The organism is Ruegeria sp. AG6, assembly GCF_056541565.1.
On record NZ_JBQFYQ010000002.1, the window covers coordinates 92,471 to 109,214 of the forward strand.

Annotated in this window: 14 protein-coding genes; 12 read left to right on the forward strand and 2 right to left on the reverse strand. The window is 57.5% G+C overall.

What is annotated here, in order from left to right:
* Positions 1 to 101 precede the first annotated feature (101 nt).
* The 11 genes from ACR0I0_RS07655 (at position 102) to ACR0I0_RS07705 (ending at position 10,092) form a co-directional block, all read left to right on the forward strand.
* Positions 102 to 632, forward strand: coding sequence for an ester cyclase (locus ACR0I0_RS07655; protein ID WP_171637117.1), 531 nt, complete (start codon positions 102 to 104; stop codon positions 630 to 632).
* Positions 633 to 643: 11 nt separating this feature from the next.
* Entirely contained in the window at positions 644 to 1,975 is a 1,332-nt protein-coding gene (gene hisD / locus ACR0I0_RS07660; RefSeq protein ID WP_171170235.1) for a histidinol dehydrogenase, read from the forward strand.
* Complete coding sequence (locus ACR0I0_RS07665; protein ID WP_480490836.1) at positions 1,972 to 3,024, forward strand: ester cyclase; 1,053 nt, start codon at positions 1,972 to 1,974, stop codon at positions 3,022 to 3,024. Before hisD ends, ACR0I0_RS07665 begins: the two co-directional genes overlap by 4 nt.
* Positions 3,024 to 3,788, forward strand: coding sequence for an SDR family NAD(P)-dependent oxidoreductase (locus ACR0I0_RS07670; protein ID WP_171723893.1), 765 nt, complete (start codon positions 3,024 to 3,026; stop codon positions 3,786 to 3,788). Before ACR0I0_RS07665 ends, ACR0I0_RS07670 begins: the two co-directional genes overlap by 1 nt.
* Entirely contained in the window at positions 3,788 to 4,831 is a 1,044-nt protein-coding gene (locus ACR0I0_RS07675) for a LacI family DNA-binding transcriptional regulator (RefSeq protein WP_480490837.1), read from the forward strand. The genes ACR0I0_RS07670 and ACR0I0_RS07675 overlap by 1 nt, the downstream gene beginning before the upstream one ends.
* Positions 4,828 to 5,817: a nuclear transport factor 2 family protein gene (locus ACR0I0_RS07680; RefSeq protein ID WP_480490839.1), complete on the forward strand. Its 990-nt coding sequence runs from the start codon at positions 4,828 to 4,830 to the stop codon at positions 5,815 to 5,817. Before ACR0I0_RS07675 ends, ACR0I0_RS07680 begins: the two co-directional genes overlap by 4 nt.
* A 191-nt stretch (positions 5,818 to 6,008) precedes the next feature.
* Positions 6,009 to 6,974, forward strand: a complete 966-nt coding sequence (locus tag ACR0I0_RS07685; protein ID WP_480490841.1) for a cupin domain-containing protein — start codon at positions 6,009 to 6,011, stop codon at positions 6,972 to 6,974.
* On the forward strand, positions 6,971 to 7,573 hold the full coding sequence (locus tag ACR0I0_RS07690; protein WP_480490843.1) for a class I SAM-dependent methyltransferase: 603 nt from the start codon (positions 6,971 to 6,973) through the stop codon (positions 7,571 to 7,573). The genes ACR0I0_RS07685 and ACR0I0_RS07690 overlap by 4 nt, the downstream gene beginning before the upstream one ends.
* Before the next feature lie 10 nt (positions 7,574 to 7,583).
* Positions 7,584 to 8,708: a cobalamin-independent methionine synthase II family protein gene (locus tag ACR0I0_RS07695; RefSeq protein WP_171118384.1), complete on the forward strand. Its 1,125-nt coding sequence runs from the start codon at positions 7,584 to 7,586 to the stop codon at positions 8,706 to 8,708.
* The gene (locus ACR0I0_RS07700) at positions 8,705 to 9,400 is read left to right on the forward strand and encodes an alpha/beta fold hydrolase (RefSeq protein WP_171637129.1); all 696 of its coding nucleotides are present in this window, start codon (positions 8,705 to 8,707) and stop codon (positions 9,398 to 9,400) included. The genes ACR0I0_RS07695 and ACR0I0_RS07700 overlap by 4 nt, the downstream gene beginning before the upstream one ends.
* Positions 9,397 to 10,092: an RraA family protein gene (locus tag ACR0I0_RS07705; RefSeq protein ID WP_480490846.1), complete on the forward strand. Its 696-nt coding sequence runs from the start codon at positions 9,397 to 9,399 to the stop codon at positions 10,090 to 10,092. The genes ACR0I0_RS07700 and ACR0I0_RS07705 overlap by 4 nt, the downstream gene beginning before the upstream one ends.
* 280 nt (positions 10,093 to 10,372) lie before the next feature.
* Here ACR0I0_RS07705 and ACR0I0_RS07710 read toward each other — a convergent pair whose 3' ends face one another.
* Positions 10,373 to 13,834: an indolepyruvate ferredoxin oxidoreductase family protein gene (locus ACR0I0_RS07710; RefSeq protein ID WP_480490847.1), complete on the reverse strand. Its 3,462-nt coding sequence runs from the start codon at positions 13,832 to 13,834 to the stop codon at positions 10,373 to 10,375.
* 129 nt (positions 13,835 to 13,963) lie between these two features.
* On the opposite strand from ACR0I0_RS07710, the gene ACR0I0_RS07715 reads away from it, so the two are divergent.
* A complete protein-coding gene (locus tag ACR0I0_RS07715) occupies positions 13,964 to 14,431 on the forward strand; it encodes an Lrp/AsnC family transcriptional regulator (protein ID WP_171118486.1) in 468 nt (155 codons plus the stop codon).
* 459 nt (positions 14,432 to 14,890) lie between these two features.
* On the opposite strand, the gene ACR0I0_RS07720 is transcribed toward ACR0I0_RS07715, so the two are convergent.
* Positions 14,891 to 16,555 carry a Na/Pi cotransporter family protein gene (locus ACR0I0_RS07720; protein ID WP_480490849.1) on the reverse strand — a complete coding sequence of 555 codons (1,665 nt, stop codon included), beginning with the start codon at positions 16,553 to 16,555 and terminating at the stop codon, positions 14,891 to 14,893.
* Positions 16,556 to 16,744: the final 189 nt, after the last annotated feature.

A 16,744-nucleotide genomic window follows, 5' to 3' on the forward strand; every position in this document is an offset into this window, starting at 1 on the left:
ATGTCGCGCCACCCGGCGCTGAACAGGATGCCGAGGGACTTTCTGAGCATTGGGGCCGCACGTCCCAATCCCTCCCTTCGGCAACCTCAAAGGATAGAAAAATGAAAGGTTCCCGTCCCGAACAAGCGGTTCTGACCCGCGAAACGGACATGAGCAAGACGGAAGACACGCGCCGCGTGATCGAAACGATGGTTGATGGTCTGAATGATCACCGCATTGATGACATCGGTGAATTCTTCGCCGAAGGTTTTCGCTGGATGGGCAATCAGGGCTGCGGCACCAAGACCGGCCTGCAGGAATTTCAGGATAACTGGCAGCGCCCGTTTCAAGCCGCGTTTTCGGATAAGGTCTGCGTTGACGAAGCGCGCCTTTACATGGGTGAATGGGCCGCCGCCTTCGGCCGCCAGGAAGCCACGCATTCCGGCGAATTTCTGGGCATTGCCCCCACAGGCAAGCGTGTCGAAATCAGGTACATGGACTTCTGGAAAGTGGTCGACGGCAAAATTGTCGACAACTGGGTGAATGTCGACTTTGCCCACGTTGCGGCTCAGCTGGGCGTGGACCTGTTCAACGGCGAAGGCTGGGAAGCATTTGACCGCGGCGAGAAGACTCCGCCACGGCCGGAAAACTGAGGATTGGAAAGATGGCAATCGAGTATCTTAAACGCGGCAAATCCGATGCGGATCGGGCGGAAGATGATGCCAAGACCCGCGCCGTGGTTGAAGCGACGCTGAAAGACATCGAAACCCGTGGGGATGCCGCGGTGCGAGAGTTGAGTGAGAAGTTCGACAACTACTCACCTGCCTCGTTCCGCCTGAGCCAGCAGGAAATTGATGACCTGATCGGGCAATTGTCCGATCGTGAGCTGGCCGATATCAAATTCGCGCAGGAACAGGTGCGCAACTTTGCGCAGGCGCAGCGGGATTCAATGCTGGACATCGAGGTCGAAACCCTGCCCGGTGTCATCCTGGGGCATAAGAACATCCCGGTGCAATCCGTGGGTTGCTATGTTCCGGGCGGCAAATTCCCGATGGTCGCCTCGGCGCATATGTCGGTGGCGACCGCTTCGGTCGCCGGTGTTCCGCGCATCATCGCCTGCACGCCCCCGTTTCAGGGCAAACCCAATGCAGCGGTAATTGCCGCCATGCACTTGGGTGGCGCGCATGAGATCTATGTCATGGGCGGCATTCAGGCCATCGGGGCCATGGCATTGGGCACCGAAACAATCGATCCGGTTCACATGCTTGTTGGCCCCGGAAACGCCTTTGTCGCGGAAGCCAAACGTCAGTTGTTCGGTCGTGTCGGGATCGATCTTTTTGCAGGGCCGACCGAAACGATGGTCATTGCCGACGAGACCGCCGCAGATGCGGAGCTGTGCGCAACCGATCTGCTGGGGCAGGCCGAGCATGGATACAACAGCCCCTGCGTTCTGCTGACCAACTCACGCAATCTGGCCAATGACACCCTGGCCGAGGTCGACCGGCTGCTGGGCATCCTGCCAACCGCGGATACCGCGAAGGTGTCGTGGGACGAATATGGTGAGGTGATCGTTTGCGACACCTATGACGAGATGTTGCAGGTTGCCGATGACATTGCCTCGGAACATGTGCAGGTGATGACTGACCGCGACGACTGGTTCCTTGAGAACATGACCTGCTATGGGGCGTTGTTCCTTGGGCCGCGCACCAATGTTTCGAACGGGGACAAGGTGATTGGCACCAACCACACGCTGCCCACCAAGAAGGCCGGGCGTTACACGGGTGGTCTTTGGGTTGGTAAATACCTGAAGACGCACAGCTATCAAAAAGTTCTGACGGATGAGGCCGCGACGCTGATCGGCGAGTATGGCTCGCGCCTGTGCATGCTCGAAGGGTTCGTTGGCCACGCGGAACAGTGCAACGTTCGCGTGCGCCGATATGGCGGAATCAATGTGCCCTACGGTGCGCCCGCCCCTTACCGGGACGCTGCTGAATGAGTGACAAACACACACATCACAAGGCCCTGATCGAACCGCTCAGGGCTGCGATGTACGATTTCGATGAGGCCGGCGTACGCCGGGCTTTGGCGGAGGTCACGTCACCGGATGCCGTGTTCCGTCTGTGTCATCCCTTTGGGGACAGCGTCGGCAGTGATGATTTCTATGACACTGGCTACAAAGACTTGCTGGCGGCCTGGCCCGATCTTGAACGGCGGGACTATATCGTCATGGCCGGCCCGGACGAGTTTGGCGCAGATTGGGTCGGGTGTGGCGGCTATTACACCGGTGTTTTCACCGGCCCCTGGCTGGACATCCCGCCGACGGGTCATCAAGTCACGATGCGGTTTCATGAATTCTTCCGCATCGAAAACGGCAAGATCGTCGAGATGCAGGCCCTGTGGGACATCCCCGAAGTCATGATGCAGGCGAATGCCTGGCCGATGGCGCCAAGTCTGGGCCGTGAATGGCACGTCCCAGGCCCCGCCACCCAGGACGGGTTTGTCCCCGGCCCTTATGATGAAACCAAGGGAAAACAGACCTGCCAGCATATCATCGACATGCTTGATCATCTCAAGAAACACCCGTCTCAAGGCGGCCCCGAAGTGATGGAGATGGAACGGTTCTGGCACCCGCGCATGAACTGGTACGGTCCTTCGGGCATCGGCACCGGGCGCGGGTTTGCGGGGTTCCGCAACTGGCATCAGATCCCGTTCCTGAACGGTATGCCGGATCGCGGGCAGTTCGTGGACGACATCACCTATCACTTCTTCGGTGACGGGGAATATGCAGCTGTGACGGGCTGGCCCAACATGATCCAGACCGTCACAGACGATGGTTGGATGGGCATCGCTCCGTCAGGCAAGAAGATCACCATGCGCAGCCTCGATTTCTGGCGTTTGGAAAACGGCAGGATCCGGGAAAACTGGGTGCTCGTTGATTTGCTGGATGCGTACCGGCAGCTTGGCGTTGACGTCTTTGCCCGTCTGCGTGAATTCAATAAAGCCCGAAATATGGGTCGTATTGAAATACCGGATGGAATGAGCTGATGACTAAACTGCCGCGCACCCCTTCATTTTCTCTGAATGGAAAAACCGCCCTTGTGACCGGAGCCTCCTCTGGTATCGGGCAAGGATGCGCGGTAGCGCTGGCCGAGGCGGGTGCACATGTAGTTTGCGCGGCCAGAGGAGCGGATCGGTTGAATGAGACAGTTTCCGCTCTGAAAGAGAAGGGATGGTCAGCCGAAGCGCTTGTGATGGATCAGGGTGATTTGGACGCCCTGAAACAGCTTTTCGATCACCGCGCCTTCGATATCGTGGTGAATTCGGCGGGCGTGGCGCGCCACAGCCCGGCTATCGAGACAACACCCGATGACTTTGATGTTGTCACCAACGTCAATTTGCGTTCGGCCTACTTCTTGTCGGCCTACGCCGCCCGCGCTTTGATCAAGGCAGGAAAGCCGGGTTCGATCATCCATATATCCAGCCAGATGGGGCATGTTGGCGGGGTTGATCGGGCGCTGTATTGCGCGACCAAGCATGGGTTGGAAGGCATGGTCAAATCCATGGCCATCGAATGGGGCAAACAGGGCATTCGGATCAATACGGTCTGTCCGACTTTCATCCGAACGCCGTTGACCCAGTCCACATTCGACAATCCTGAACGTGCCGCGTGGATCATGGAGAAGATCAAACTGGATCGCGTGGGCGAAGTCGAAGACATCATGGGCGCGGTACGCTATCTCGCCTCGGACGCCTCGGCACTGGTTACCGGCACCTCAATGTTGATTGACGGAGGTTGGACGGCAGACTGATGGCTGAGAAAGTAACATCCCTCCAGGTTGCCCAATTGGCCGGCGTTAGCCAGTCTGCCGTTAGCCGCGTCTTCACGCCCGGTGCCTCGGTCAGCAAAAAGACCGAAGAAAAAGTGCGCAAGGCTGCGTCTGAACTGGGCTATCGCCCCAACGTGCTGGCACGCGCGATGGTGTCCGGCAAAAGCAGGATCATCGGTTTGGTGGTCGCCTATCTGGACAATTACTTCTACCCCGAGGCGCTCGAGAAACTGTCCAATGCCTTGCAGGAACAGGGCTATCACGTTCTGATTTTCATGGCCTCCAGAACCGCTGGAAACATAGACGACGTGATGGAGGAAATCCTTGATTATCAAGTCGATGGCGTCGTTCTGGCATCCGTTGCGATGTCTTCAGACATTGCCACCCGGTGCCAGCAGGCGGGTGTGCCGGTGGTTTTGTTCAACCGCAGCCAGGACCTCGACGGGATCACATCTGTTACTTCTGACAACTATGCCGGTGGTCGCAAAGTTGCGGAATTTCTGATCACCGCCGGGCACAGTCGTATCGCCTACATTGCCGGTTGGCCGGGTGCCTCAACCCAGCGGGACCGCGAGGCCGGATTCCGCGCCGCGCTCAACGATGCGGGCCAGGAATTGTATGCGCACGACATCGGAGATTTTCACACCGAGAAAGCGCGTTTAGCTGCCCGCCGGATGTTTGATGTCGAACCGCAGAAACGACCTGACGCCGTGTTTGTCGCCAATGATCACATGGCGCTTGCGGTCATGGACGTCATTCGGTTCGAGTTGGGATTGCGCGTGCCCGAAGACGTGTCTGTCGTTGGTTACGATGACGTCCCTCAGGCCGGATGGCTTGCCTACAACCTTACGACCATTCGCCAGCGGGCAAATTTGATGGTTGCTGAGACCGTTGATGCCCTGCTGGATCATATCGAAAACCCGACAGCTGCTTCGGCACGCAAAGTCGCCATTGATGGGCCGCTGGTCGTGCGCACATCGGCACGTCTGCCCAAAGGCTGGACACCTCAAAGGATGAATTCATGAAAGGTTTCGATCCCAAGTTCCGGGATTTCCCCGACTATATCATCGGTATCACCAAAGAGATCTGGGAAGATCGGGGTATCGCCACGCTGCATGAGTATTACAGCGAAGACATTGTGGTACGCTCACCCGGTTCGGTGGTGTTGGGCAATCAGAATGTGATCGGCGCTACCATGGCAACGCTGGCCGAGTTTCCGGACCGGCAGCTGCTAGGCGAAGACGTGATCTGGTCCGGCACACCGGAAGAGGGCATGTTGAGCTCTCATCGGATCATTTCAACGGCCACGCATTTGGCCGAGGGTGTCTATGGCAAGCCCACCGGCACCAAGCTGCGTTACCGGATTCTTGCGGATTGTCACGCCATCGACAATCAGATCAACGATGAATGGCTGATCCGCGATCAGGGCGCGATTGTGCGCCAGATGGGCTGGGACCCTAAGGAATACGCCGCTGATCTGATTGCCCGGGAAGGCGGCAAAGAGAACTGCGTCAAACCTCTGACACCCGAAATTGATCAGCCTGGACCATACAAAGGCCATGGGAATGACAATGAATGGGGGCAGCGCTACGCCGACATTCTGACGCGGATCATTAACGCAGATATGGGCGTGATCGGTTCAGAATATGACCGCGCTGTTCAGTCAGAATATGTGGGTGGTGTAACCGGGCATGGCTGGCAGGCCATCGACCGCTTCTGGATGGGACTGCGGGCGAGTTTTCCAAATGCGGAATTCAAGATCGAGCATCAGATCGGGCGAGATGACCCTGATATGCCTCCGCGTGCGGCAATTCGCTGGAGCCTTTGGGGCAAGCATGACGGCTGGGGCGTGTTTGGCGCGCCGACTGGTGCGCAGGTTTATGTCCTCGGGATCAGCCACGCTGAATTCGGCGCACTTGTTGCGGGGCAGCCGCAGTTGCGCCGTGAATACACCCTGTTCGATGAAACCTCGGTCTGGAAGCAGATCCTGTTGCAGCACGGCGAGGTCTGAGTGGGCCGCCCGGTCTCATATCGCATCCTGTCGGGCGGTCTGTCCGAGCCCCGGACCGTTCGGCTTTTCCATATGTACCGTCAAAGCCTGAGGGCGCGGCGACTGAACCTGCGCCCGCCCGGAAAGTAAGGGCCTGTCCTACTTGGGCACACGAGCTTTCTTTCCAAAAACGCTGAATCGGATCGTACGTCATGACAAAATCATCCATCCCTTCCCGCATCGTCCGCTATGGCGAGCTTCAACCCTGTAAAACCGCTTTTATCGATGCCCATACTCCCGGCAGCGATCAGAAAGAGAACTTCACGATAATCGGCGGCGGCGTCTCGGAATCTCCGGACCAGCATGTCCACATCACGGACAAGATCGGCTTCAACATCGGAGCGGCAGGGCAGCCGCCGAAATGCCGCAACTCACTGCACAGCCACACCACCGCCGAGGTCTTTTTCGTTGCCAAGGGTCGTTGGCGGTTTTTCTGGGGCCGCTATGGTACGGCCGGGGAATTCATCGCCGAGGAAGGAGACATCTTCAACATTCCAACGGGTATTTTCCGGGGCTTTGAGAATGTCGGCCAGGATTACGGAATGATCATGTCGATCCTGGGCGGAGACGATGCGGGTGGCGGCGTCACCTGGGCGCCTCAAGTGATCGAAGATGCGCAGGCACACGGTCTGATGCTGGGCGACAATGGCGTTCTGTACGACTCCAAACTGGGCCAGGAACTGCCCCACAATGTCCGCCCGATGCCTGTGCTGACCGAAGAACAGCTGAAAAGCTATCCCGAAGTTCCAATCGAGGATGTGGTGGGCAGATACGTTGCGCGGTATTGGGATCTGATGGCGTTGTCGGCCAATAAGCCCGCAAAGGTGATTGGCGAAAACGCGTTGATCAAGGACAAACCCGGATTCGAGGTCGATTTTCTGGGGCGCGGATCCGCAGTGACCCAACCGATCGCTGCCGAGAAACCAGTGGTTCTGATGCCGGCCAGCGGTCACTGGCGTGTTTCGATCGACGGGTACGAGACCACGATCTCGGTAGGCGACACGGCCTTGGTTCTTCCTGGCGAAACCTATGGTGTTCAGCCTTCGATGACCGGACAGGCGGGCCTGTACCGGATCACCGCAACCGATGACCCGGCAGGAGCGACCTGGACAGGATGAACGCGGACCCGAATGACACCCACGCCGTTTATGAACGGCAGGCGACCGAGTATGACAGGCGCCGTTCCAAGGCCCTGTTCGAAGCGCGCTGGTTGGCGCGCTTCACGGCCAGCCTGAAGCCGGGTGACCGCGTATTGGACCTGGGCTGTGGCTCGGGCGACCCGATTGCCCGTTGGTTCATGGCCGAAGGGTTTGACGTCACGGGTATCGATTTTTCCGACGCCATGCTTGCCATAGCCCGCGACCGTTGGCCCGATGGCGACTGGCGCAACGCGGATATGCGGAATTTTGAACTGGATCAGCAGTTCGACGGCATCATTGCCTGGAACAGCTTTTTCCACCTTACGGCGGACGAGCAGAAAGACTGTATCGCCCGGATGGCGCGCCATTTGCAACCCAACGGAATGCTCATGCTGACCGTCGGACCTCGTGCCGGAGAGGTCAGCGGCACAGTGGGATCAGAGCTTGTCTACCACGCGTCGCTGTCCCCGGCCGGTTACGCCGGGTGTCTTGAGAAAAACGGGCTGCAAATGACCGGATACCTGGCCGAAGACCCAGAAGCCCAAAGCCACACGATCCTGATGGCACGAAAAATTTAAGGAGGTCCCCATGACCGTAAAAACAACACATGTTGGCTCTCTGCCCCGAACGCAGGACGTCGTGGATTTTATTTTTGCCCGCGAAAACGGCGAACCTTATGACACAGGCGCCTTTGATACCTGCATGGCCAACGCCGTGGCCGAAACGGTGCGCAAACAGGTCGAAGCCGGTGTTGATATCGTCAGCGACGGCGAAACTTCGAAAATCTCCTATGCGACCTATGTCAAAGATCGCTACACCGGGTTTTCGGGCGACAGCCCTCGTAACGCGCCGGCAGACTTGAAGATGTTCCCCGGCTTTCTGCAAAGACTGGCCGATGACGGCGGTACGCCACAATACGCAAGGCCGATGTGCACGGGTGAGGTGCGATCAAAAGGGCAAGGCGAGTTGCAAAAGGACATCGCCAATCTCAAGGCGGCCATGGCTCGACACGGGGCCGAGCGCGGCTTCATGAATGCCGCGTCTCCCGGAGTGATCTCGTTGTTTTTGCAGAATGATTTCTACCCTACGCGTGAGGCTTATCTGGCAGCGTTGGCCGACGCGATGAAGGACGAATACGAAACCATCGTCGCCGCCGGGTTGGACCTGCAACTGGATTGCCCCGATCTTGCCTTGTCGCGCCACATGCTGTTCACCGACCTGTCGGATGAGGCGTTCATCAAGATTGCCGACATGCATGTCGAGGCCCTGAACCACGCGCTTCAGAACGTCCCGCAGGATCGGGTACGGGTACATATTTGCTGGGGCAACTACGAAGGCCCTCATTGCTGCGACATCGCCATGGACAAGGTCTTCAGTACCCTGATGGCGACCAAGTCGCGCTATGTCCTGTTCGAAACGTCCAATCCGCGGCATGCCCATGAATGGACTGTCTTCCGGGACCGCAAGGCCGAGATTCCCGATGACAAGGTTCTGGTGCCCGGCGTGGTCGATACCACGACCAATTTCGTCGAACATCCCGAACTTGTGGCCCAACGGATTGACCGGTTCACGGAAATCGTGGGACCGGACCGGGTGATCGCGGGCAGCGATTGCGGCTTTGGCACTTTTGCGGGTTTTGGCGCCGTCGATCCCCAGATCGCCTATGCCAAACTGGCGGCGTTGTCCGAAGGGGCAAAGCTGGCTTCGGCATGAAACCTCTGATCTTGTTGCCGGGCATGATGTGTGATGCCCGGCTTTTTGGCCCCCAGATCAATGCTCTGTCGGGCAGAATGCCCGTAATGACCTTTCCGTTGTCTCATCACGACAGCATAGAGGCCATGGCCCAGGATATCCTTGGAAATGCGCCGCCGGTCTTCGCGCTGGCCGGGCTGTCCATGGGGGGTATCGTGGCGATGGAGGTCACGCGCCAAGCCCCCGAACGTGTTTCGCGTCTGGCCTTGCTTGACACTAATCCACTAGCGGAAAAGCCAGAGGTAAAAGCGCGTCGTACGCCGCAGATGTCCGCCGTTCGCAAGGGTCAGCTGAGGACCGTGATGCGTGACGAGATGAAGCCCGGGTATCTGGCTGACGGACCGAACCGGGGGGCGATCCTGGATCTGTGCATGGCAATGGCCACCGACCTGGGCCCAGACGTTTTCATACGTCAGTCCAAGGCACTTATGAACCGACCGGACCAAAGCGAGACACTGACGGCCTATGCCGGAAGGGCTCTGGTTTTGTGCGGGCATGAAGACCGGCTTTGCCCAGTTGAACGCCACCGACTTATGCATGACCTGTTGCCACGAAGCGCGCTTGAGATCATCGGCGACGCGGGCCATCTCCCGACATTGGAACAACCTGAAAAAACAACAGCGGCGCTGTCCCGCTGGCTGGAGGACACATGACACCGTCCCTTTTGTCTTCGCTTCGCAAAGTCGATACGCCAACTGTCTGCAATGCCATCGAGGTGGCACAGGGCAGGCGCGGGTTCGACAGGTTCACACGTGGCACCATGCTAAGCTCGGCCCCCGAAGGGCGTGCCATCGTCGGCTATGCGCGCACCGCCAAAATTGCTGCGGTCAATCCCCCGACCGAGCCGCCCGAAGTCATCAAAGCCCGACGTATGGCCTATTACAGGTACATGGCCGAGGCACCCGGCCCTTCAATCGCCGTGATCGAGGATCTGGATTATCCCGATTGCATCGGCGCATATTGGGGTGAGATCAATACGACGGTTCACAAGGGTTTCGGCATGTCTGGCGCTCTGACCAACGGTGTCATGCGGGATCTCGGGGATTTGCCTTCAGGGTTCCCGGTTGTCGCTGGTTCCATCGGCCCGAGCCATGGTTTCGTCCACGTCCGCGAGATTGACACTCAGGTTTCGATTTTTGGTCTGACAGTTGACCCCGGTGATCTGGTTCACGCCGATCGTCATGGTGCATTGGTCATACCGAATGATGTCGTTGATCAATTGGAAGGTGCCATCCAAAAACTTTTGGCGACAGAACGTATTGTTCTGGACGCAGCCCGCGAGCCCGCGTTTGATTTCGAAGCATTCGAAACCGCCTGGGCCGCCTTTGAAAAAGCAAGGGTCTGATCGCAGGGGTCGGAAACAATGAAAGCCGGCTGGGTGAAAAGCACTTACAAGTCCCTTGCTCGTCAACCCAGAGCAAGACGGCCTCTGCCAACGCAATGCCCGTGACGAAGTGTTACCCACATCCGTCTGTCCGGTGGCCGCGTCGCGCCGCTGCTGGTGACGCCCGAACGCAAACCGGACCGTTTCAGATAGAAGTCCATTACACCGGAGTGTAAGGGGGTTCAGATCCGTTCAGCCCCGTGTACAATCCGCGTTTCCAGACAGGTTCCGGAAAGAACAATCAAACCTTGTGAAAAGCGGCGCCCTGCGCATCCCTTCGCTGTTCTCCGATCACGTTCAGCATGGCATCTACATCTGCACGTACGGCTTGTGTTGCCGCTTCGCGCACCGGGCCAAAACCGCGGATATCCAGCGGGGCTGACAGGATTTTCAGGCAGGTTTCCGCCTCCAGCTCGGGGCTGACTTTTTCAATGCGATCCAAGACAGCCAGAAACCAGGCCAGGGTTTCGTTTTCAAGCTTGCGGTCCCTTGAAAACCGGAATGGATCAAGCCAGCCGCCGCGAAGCCTGCGTGCACGCGAAAGGAGCCTCAGAACGGGGGTCATCCAACCACCAAAGCTTCGCTTGCGCGGTCGCCCGCGTTCATCCTTGCGACCGCTCAGAACCGGTGGCGCGAGGTGGTATTTGATCCGAAAATCCCCTTCGAACTCGGACCGCAGTTGTTTCTCGAATTGTTGCGATGTCAGCAACCGAGCAACCTCGTATTCGTCCTTGATTGCCATGAGGCGAAACAGGGATTTTGCCGCAAGCGAAAGCGCTTCCTCGCGTATCTGGTCAGGCAGTGCTGCGGACAGACGGGCCAGGCGATCCCGGTACTTTTGCGCATAACCGTCATCGTGATAGGTCACCAATTCATCGGACCGGTAATCGATTATCTGCTGCGATGTTTCTTGCGAAAAGCTCTTTTCCCTCGCATTCAGCATCTGCGGGTTTGCAGCGATCACCCGCCCCAGATCAAAGGCCATTATGTTGGCCTCGATCGCGGTTCCATTGAGCTTGATCGCCTGTTTGATTGCAACCTCACTGATTGGAATGTTCCCCAGCTGCCACGCGACACCAAACAGCAAGGTATTGGCAAAGACCGAATCCCCCAGCAAATCCACAGCCAACTGGTTTGCATCCAACGCGAAGACATTTTCTGCGCCGACGGTCCGGCGTATCAATGCTTCTCTTTCGTCGACCTTGAGCTGGGCATCGCGGTGCAAAACAAGGTCGCCTGTTGGCATTTCCGCACGGTTCAGTACGACCTTTGTGCCCTTGCGATAGTGAACCGAGGCTTTGGGCGCCGAAGACACGACCACGTCACACCCGATGACGGCGTCGGCGCTATTGGCCTCAATTCGGACCTGATTGATTTCTTCGGGCGTGCGGGCAATGCGAACATAGCCGACAACCGTACCGAATTTCTGGGCGAACCCGGTGAAATCCAGCACGCTGGCGCCTTTGCCTTCCAAATGCGCCGCCATCGTCAGAACGGCGCCCACCGTTACGACACCGGTGCCGCCGACCCCACCGACCAAAAGATCGTACGGCGCGTGCAGGTCAGGAAGCTGCGGGTCGGGAACCTTGGCAAGAAGCGACGGGATATCCAGTTTCTGCCTGGGTTCCTTTCGCCGCACCGCCCCTTCCACCGTAATGAAACTGGGGCAAAACCCGTTCAGGCAGGAAAAGTCCTTGTTGCACGAGTTCAGGTTGACCTTTCGCTTGCGGCCCAATGGGGTTTCCAATGGTTCAATACTCAGACAGTTGCTTTCGACCGAGCAATCGCCGCAGCCTTCGCACACCGCGGGGTTGATGAAAGCAAACCGCTTGGGGTCTTCTGTTTTGCCACGCTTGCGGCGACGACGTTTCTCGGTGGCGCAGGTCTGCTCGTAGATTAAAACCGTCACACCTTGGATGTCACGCAACTCACGCTGCACCGCATCCATCTCTTCCCGGGGGTGAAAGCTCGTTCGTGCCGGAAAATCGCTGGAATTGAATTTCGTAATGTCGTCTGAAACCAACGCGATCCGGTCCACACCTTCTGCGCGACAGGACTGGGCGATCCCGGAAACGCTGATAGGGCCATCAACAGGCTGCCCCCCCGTCATTGCCACTGCGTCATTGTAAAGGATCTTGTAGGTGATGTTCGTACCCGCCGCCACGGCCTGGCGAATGGCAAGCGACCCGGAATGATACCAAGTGCCCTCGCCAAGGTTTTGAAAGATATGTTTGTTGCCATTGAATTTCGAGGCAACAACATGCGGCACACCTTCCCCACCCATCTGCGCATAACCGACCGTGTTGCGGTTCATCCAACTTGCCATCACGTGACAGCCGATGCCTGACGCAGCCATGCTTCCATCGGGGACTTTGGTGGATGTGTTGTGGGGACAACCCGAGCAAAAATACGGAGCCCTGACCGCACCCGGAACATTCAGAACGGATGGCGGTTCGTCCGTCAGCGCCTTCGCCTTTTCAAGGAAACCCTCTTCCGGGAAAAAACGGTCGAGTCGCTCTGCAACGACTGGGATCAGGTTCAACGGGCTCAACTCTCCGGTCCAGGGAATCAACGGATCGCCCGCTGCGCGGTGTTTTCCGACCATCTTTTCGGGTTTGTCCCCCGGCCAGTCATAGAAATATTCCTTGAACTGGCTTTCGATGATCCCGCGTTTTTCCTCGACGACCAGCACCTCTTTTTTACCACGGACGAAAGACAGCGCATCGCGCCGCGCCAAAGGCCAAACCATCCCGACCTTGTAGATGTCGATGCCCAAACGGCGGCATCCGCTTTCGTCGAGCCCCAGAAGGCGCAGCACTTCCATCAGGTCCAGATGGCTTTTGCCCGTTGTGACAATCCCGAATGGGGCATCCTTGATGTCATAGATGCGCCGGTCGATCGGGTTCGCCTCGACAAAAGCCTCGACTGCCCGCAACTTGTGTTCGATCCGCGTCTCGATGGCCGGGCTTGGCAAATCGGCGCTGCGCACGTGCAAGCCGCCCGGCGGCAGATCTATTTCCGGCAAGGTAAACGTACGGTCCGGCTTCAACCGCACGGATTGCCCGCTTTCCACGGTTTCCGAAATCGCCTTGAACCCGACCCAGGTGCCCGAGTATCGGCTCAGCGCGATCCCGTATTCACCGAACTCCAGGTATTCAGCTACGTTGGCCGGGTTCAGCGTTGGCATGAACCAGGTCATGAAGGCGACGTCGGACTGATGCGGCATTGAAGAAGACACGCAGCCATGATCGTCACCCGCGACAACCAGTACCCCGCCCTTCGGCGACGAGCCATAGGCATTGCCATGGCGCAACGCGTCCCCTGAACGGTCAACTCCGGGGCCCTTCCCGTACCACATCGAAAACACGCCCTCGACCTCACAATCGGGATCAAGCGAGGCCTGCTGGGCACCAAGAACCGCTGTTGCGCCGAGGTCTTCGTTTACGGCCGGCATGAATGTGATCCTGGCCGCCTCGGTTTCCTCTTTCGCTCGCCACAGCTCCAGATCCAACCCACCAAGAGGAGACCCCCGATATCCGGAAATGAACCCGGCCGTGTTGTTTCCTGCTGCTGCGTCCCTACGGGCCTGGTCTAACATGATGCGCACCAGAGCTTGCGTTCCCGTCAGGAAAACACGACCCTTTGAGGCTTTGTATCGGTCCGACAGGGCGTAAGTATCGAATTTCAGGGACTGGTCAGTCATGAACACCTCGCCTTTTTTTTGGATATTTTACCGGAAATTTTTGAAGGATCTGTTCTATCTTCCCGACGTTTCCTAGCATTCTTGAAAAATCATCTCTTCTTTTGTCGCGATTTGGGGTATTTTTCTCGAATGCTTCTCGACTCACGTGACTGCCAACTTCTCGCGCTGCTTCAAAAGGACTGTCGCATCTCAAACGCTGACCTTGCTGAACGGGTGGGCATGTCATCCTCTGCTTGCTGGCGTCGTGTCCGTGTGTTTGAAGAGGCCGGCCTGATTTCGCAGTACCGTGCCGAATTGTCGCCTGAACACGCCGGGCTTTCGTTTCAGGCCCTGGTGCATGTTCATCTGACCCGGCACAATCCGGAACATCTCGAACGGTTCATTGCAGCGATCGAGAAGCGCCCGGAAGTCATGGAATGCTACGCAACGACCGGGCAGGCAGATTACCACATGCGGGTGATCTGCAAGGATATCGGGGCTTACAACGTTTTTCTTGAAGAATTCCTGTTTCGCCTGCCGGCGGTGGAAAGCGCGCAAACAAATGTCGTTCTGCGCGAAATCAAACGCAGCAACGCCCTGCCCATTCCTTCCTGTTGAGATCGGTTCCCGGGTGGGGCTTTCCGGCTGGTATCGGCTTTGTTGCAAAGCTTTGAACGCACCAAGCGAAAGATCCACTCGAACCCGTTCCCAAGCTACGATTTGGCCCGCCAAACTCCACGGAATTGATGTTCATAGAATTTTTCACGCATCAGGTCTGGGAGCGCCCCCAAAAACCGTCGCGCAATTCAGCTTCAAGGCAGGTAAAACGTGGTTGCCTTTTCGACCGCAACCTTTTGGATTCCGCCTTCTGCGCCGCCCTCTGGGCGGAAGCTTCCATCGACGCCGAACAGCCGCAAAACCGAATTTCGAAACTGAAGCCATTTTTTTGCTTCGCGTTTCGATTTTCCTGTTTTCTTTTCCCGTGCTTGCATCGAGTCCGGCTCCTGTTCGCTGCCGTCATCCCGAGTGTAGCATCGTTCCTTTGCTTTTTCAGATTTTTATCAGAGAACCTTACGACTATTTCGCAATTTCGTCGATCAGCCGCGTCTCGAGGAGCTGGCCATTCTGGTACAGCACCGGGTAAGCAATAGATGCGATATGGCTGTTGAACTCCCGGAACGCCCGCAACGTCTCAAGATGAATATCACTGGTTTCGAAGCTTTCCCGTGACCCGTGCTGCAATCGGCGCAGATGTCGTTTTCGGCTTTCACGTTCCACCCGCTTGATTTCGGTCTTCTCAAGGCTCAGCAGGCGCGCGCTTTCCAGATCGTCTGAAATAAGCACGTTTGATGCCAGCTTCATGTTGGCCAGAATGCCCTCGTGCATCTGAACGAGTTCCGACCAGCCTTCCTGCGAGAAACTCGAGCCTTTGGCCCGCATTTCACCCGCCAACACGGTCAAACGCTTGGCCACGACATCACCGGCCGTCTCCAGCCGGATAGCGAACTCCATCAGGTCGCGTGCGGATTTTTCATCTTTTTTTTCATATACATCCGGTGGAATCGCCGAAACGAATGCCCTGATCCCGGACAGGCAATTGTTCACGTCCTCGTCGATGGCCTGTACCGCTCGAATCTGTTGTTTGTCGCCACTGCGATACAATTCTAGGCAAGGCCGGAACATGGTTTCGACAAGGTCGCTCATCCGCAGCAGCTCACGTTTGAGGCTTGGTAGGGCCTGGCTGGGATTTGCCACATTGCCTATGTCCAATGCGCTGGCCGGTCGTGCCGGTTGCGGAACCAGTTCCTTCTTCTGATCCGGCAAAAACCTTTCGAACAGAACTTTCAATCTCCCACAAAATGGCAAGGCCAGAAGCAGCAGTGACAGGTTGAACAAAACATGCACATTGACCAGCATCTGCCCGCCTTGCGGGTCTCCTAACAACCCGGTCCGCAAAGCCATGTTGGCGGCAAACAAACTCACCAAAGCCCAACTGCCACGCAATGCCAGGTTGGCATATGGAATGCGCCGGGCCTGGACTGGCATGGCGCGGGTGAGCCAGACCGGAATGAAGGCAGAGCCGAAATTCGCGCCAAACACCAAAGACATCCCGGCGGCGAACGGGATCGCTCCGATCTGCACAAGGGTGACACACATGAGGATGGCCGCCACCGAAGAATGCATGATGAAAGCCAAGGCGCCCCCGACCAGAAACGCGGTGATATAATCGCGCGCCAGATAATCCGCCACCGCGGGCAGAAACGCGCTGTCCCGAATGGGATCCATTGCCTCGCGAAGGAACCGAAGCGAGATCAGGATAAAGGCCACGCCCATCAGGATGCGCCCCATTTGCCGGGTTTTTTTGGCGTCGGTCTTTACGAACAGATACCCCCCAACCGCCAACAGCATCGGAACAAGCCAGTCCAGCCGGAACGAAAGAATCTGGATGATCAGCGCCGACCCCAGATCGCCGCCAAGTACAATCGCAAGGCCGGCAGGAAAACTGAGCATTCCACTGGCCGCAAACCCCGAGGTCAACAGAGCAACAGCCGCCGAACTTTGCAGCACGACCGCCATCGTCAGCCCAACCACCGAGGCCTGAAGGTAGCTGCGTTGTTGGGTCATTACCCGCTGGAAAGACGCCCCATAGCTGCGCTCGATCCCGGTTCGCACCATACGAACCGCGTAAAGCAGCAGCATCGTCGCCCCGGCAAGGCTGATAAGGAAGCTGACAATTGCCATACTCTACCCCGTTATTCTTTTTGGCCCAGCTTGTCGCGGCGCATTGTATTATTCATGTTACCGGCCGCGATCGGGAAGGGATACATCCCATTTTGGCCTACAAGGCGTAAACTCCTGTGAGCTTCACCGCAAGCACTTGACCGCGCTTTGACGGAACATCCGTCACTTATGAACTTGGCCAAGGGCCCC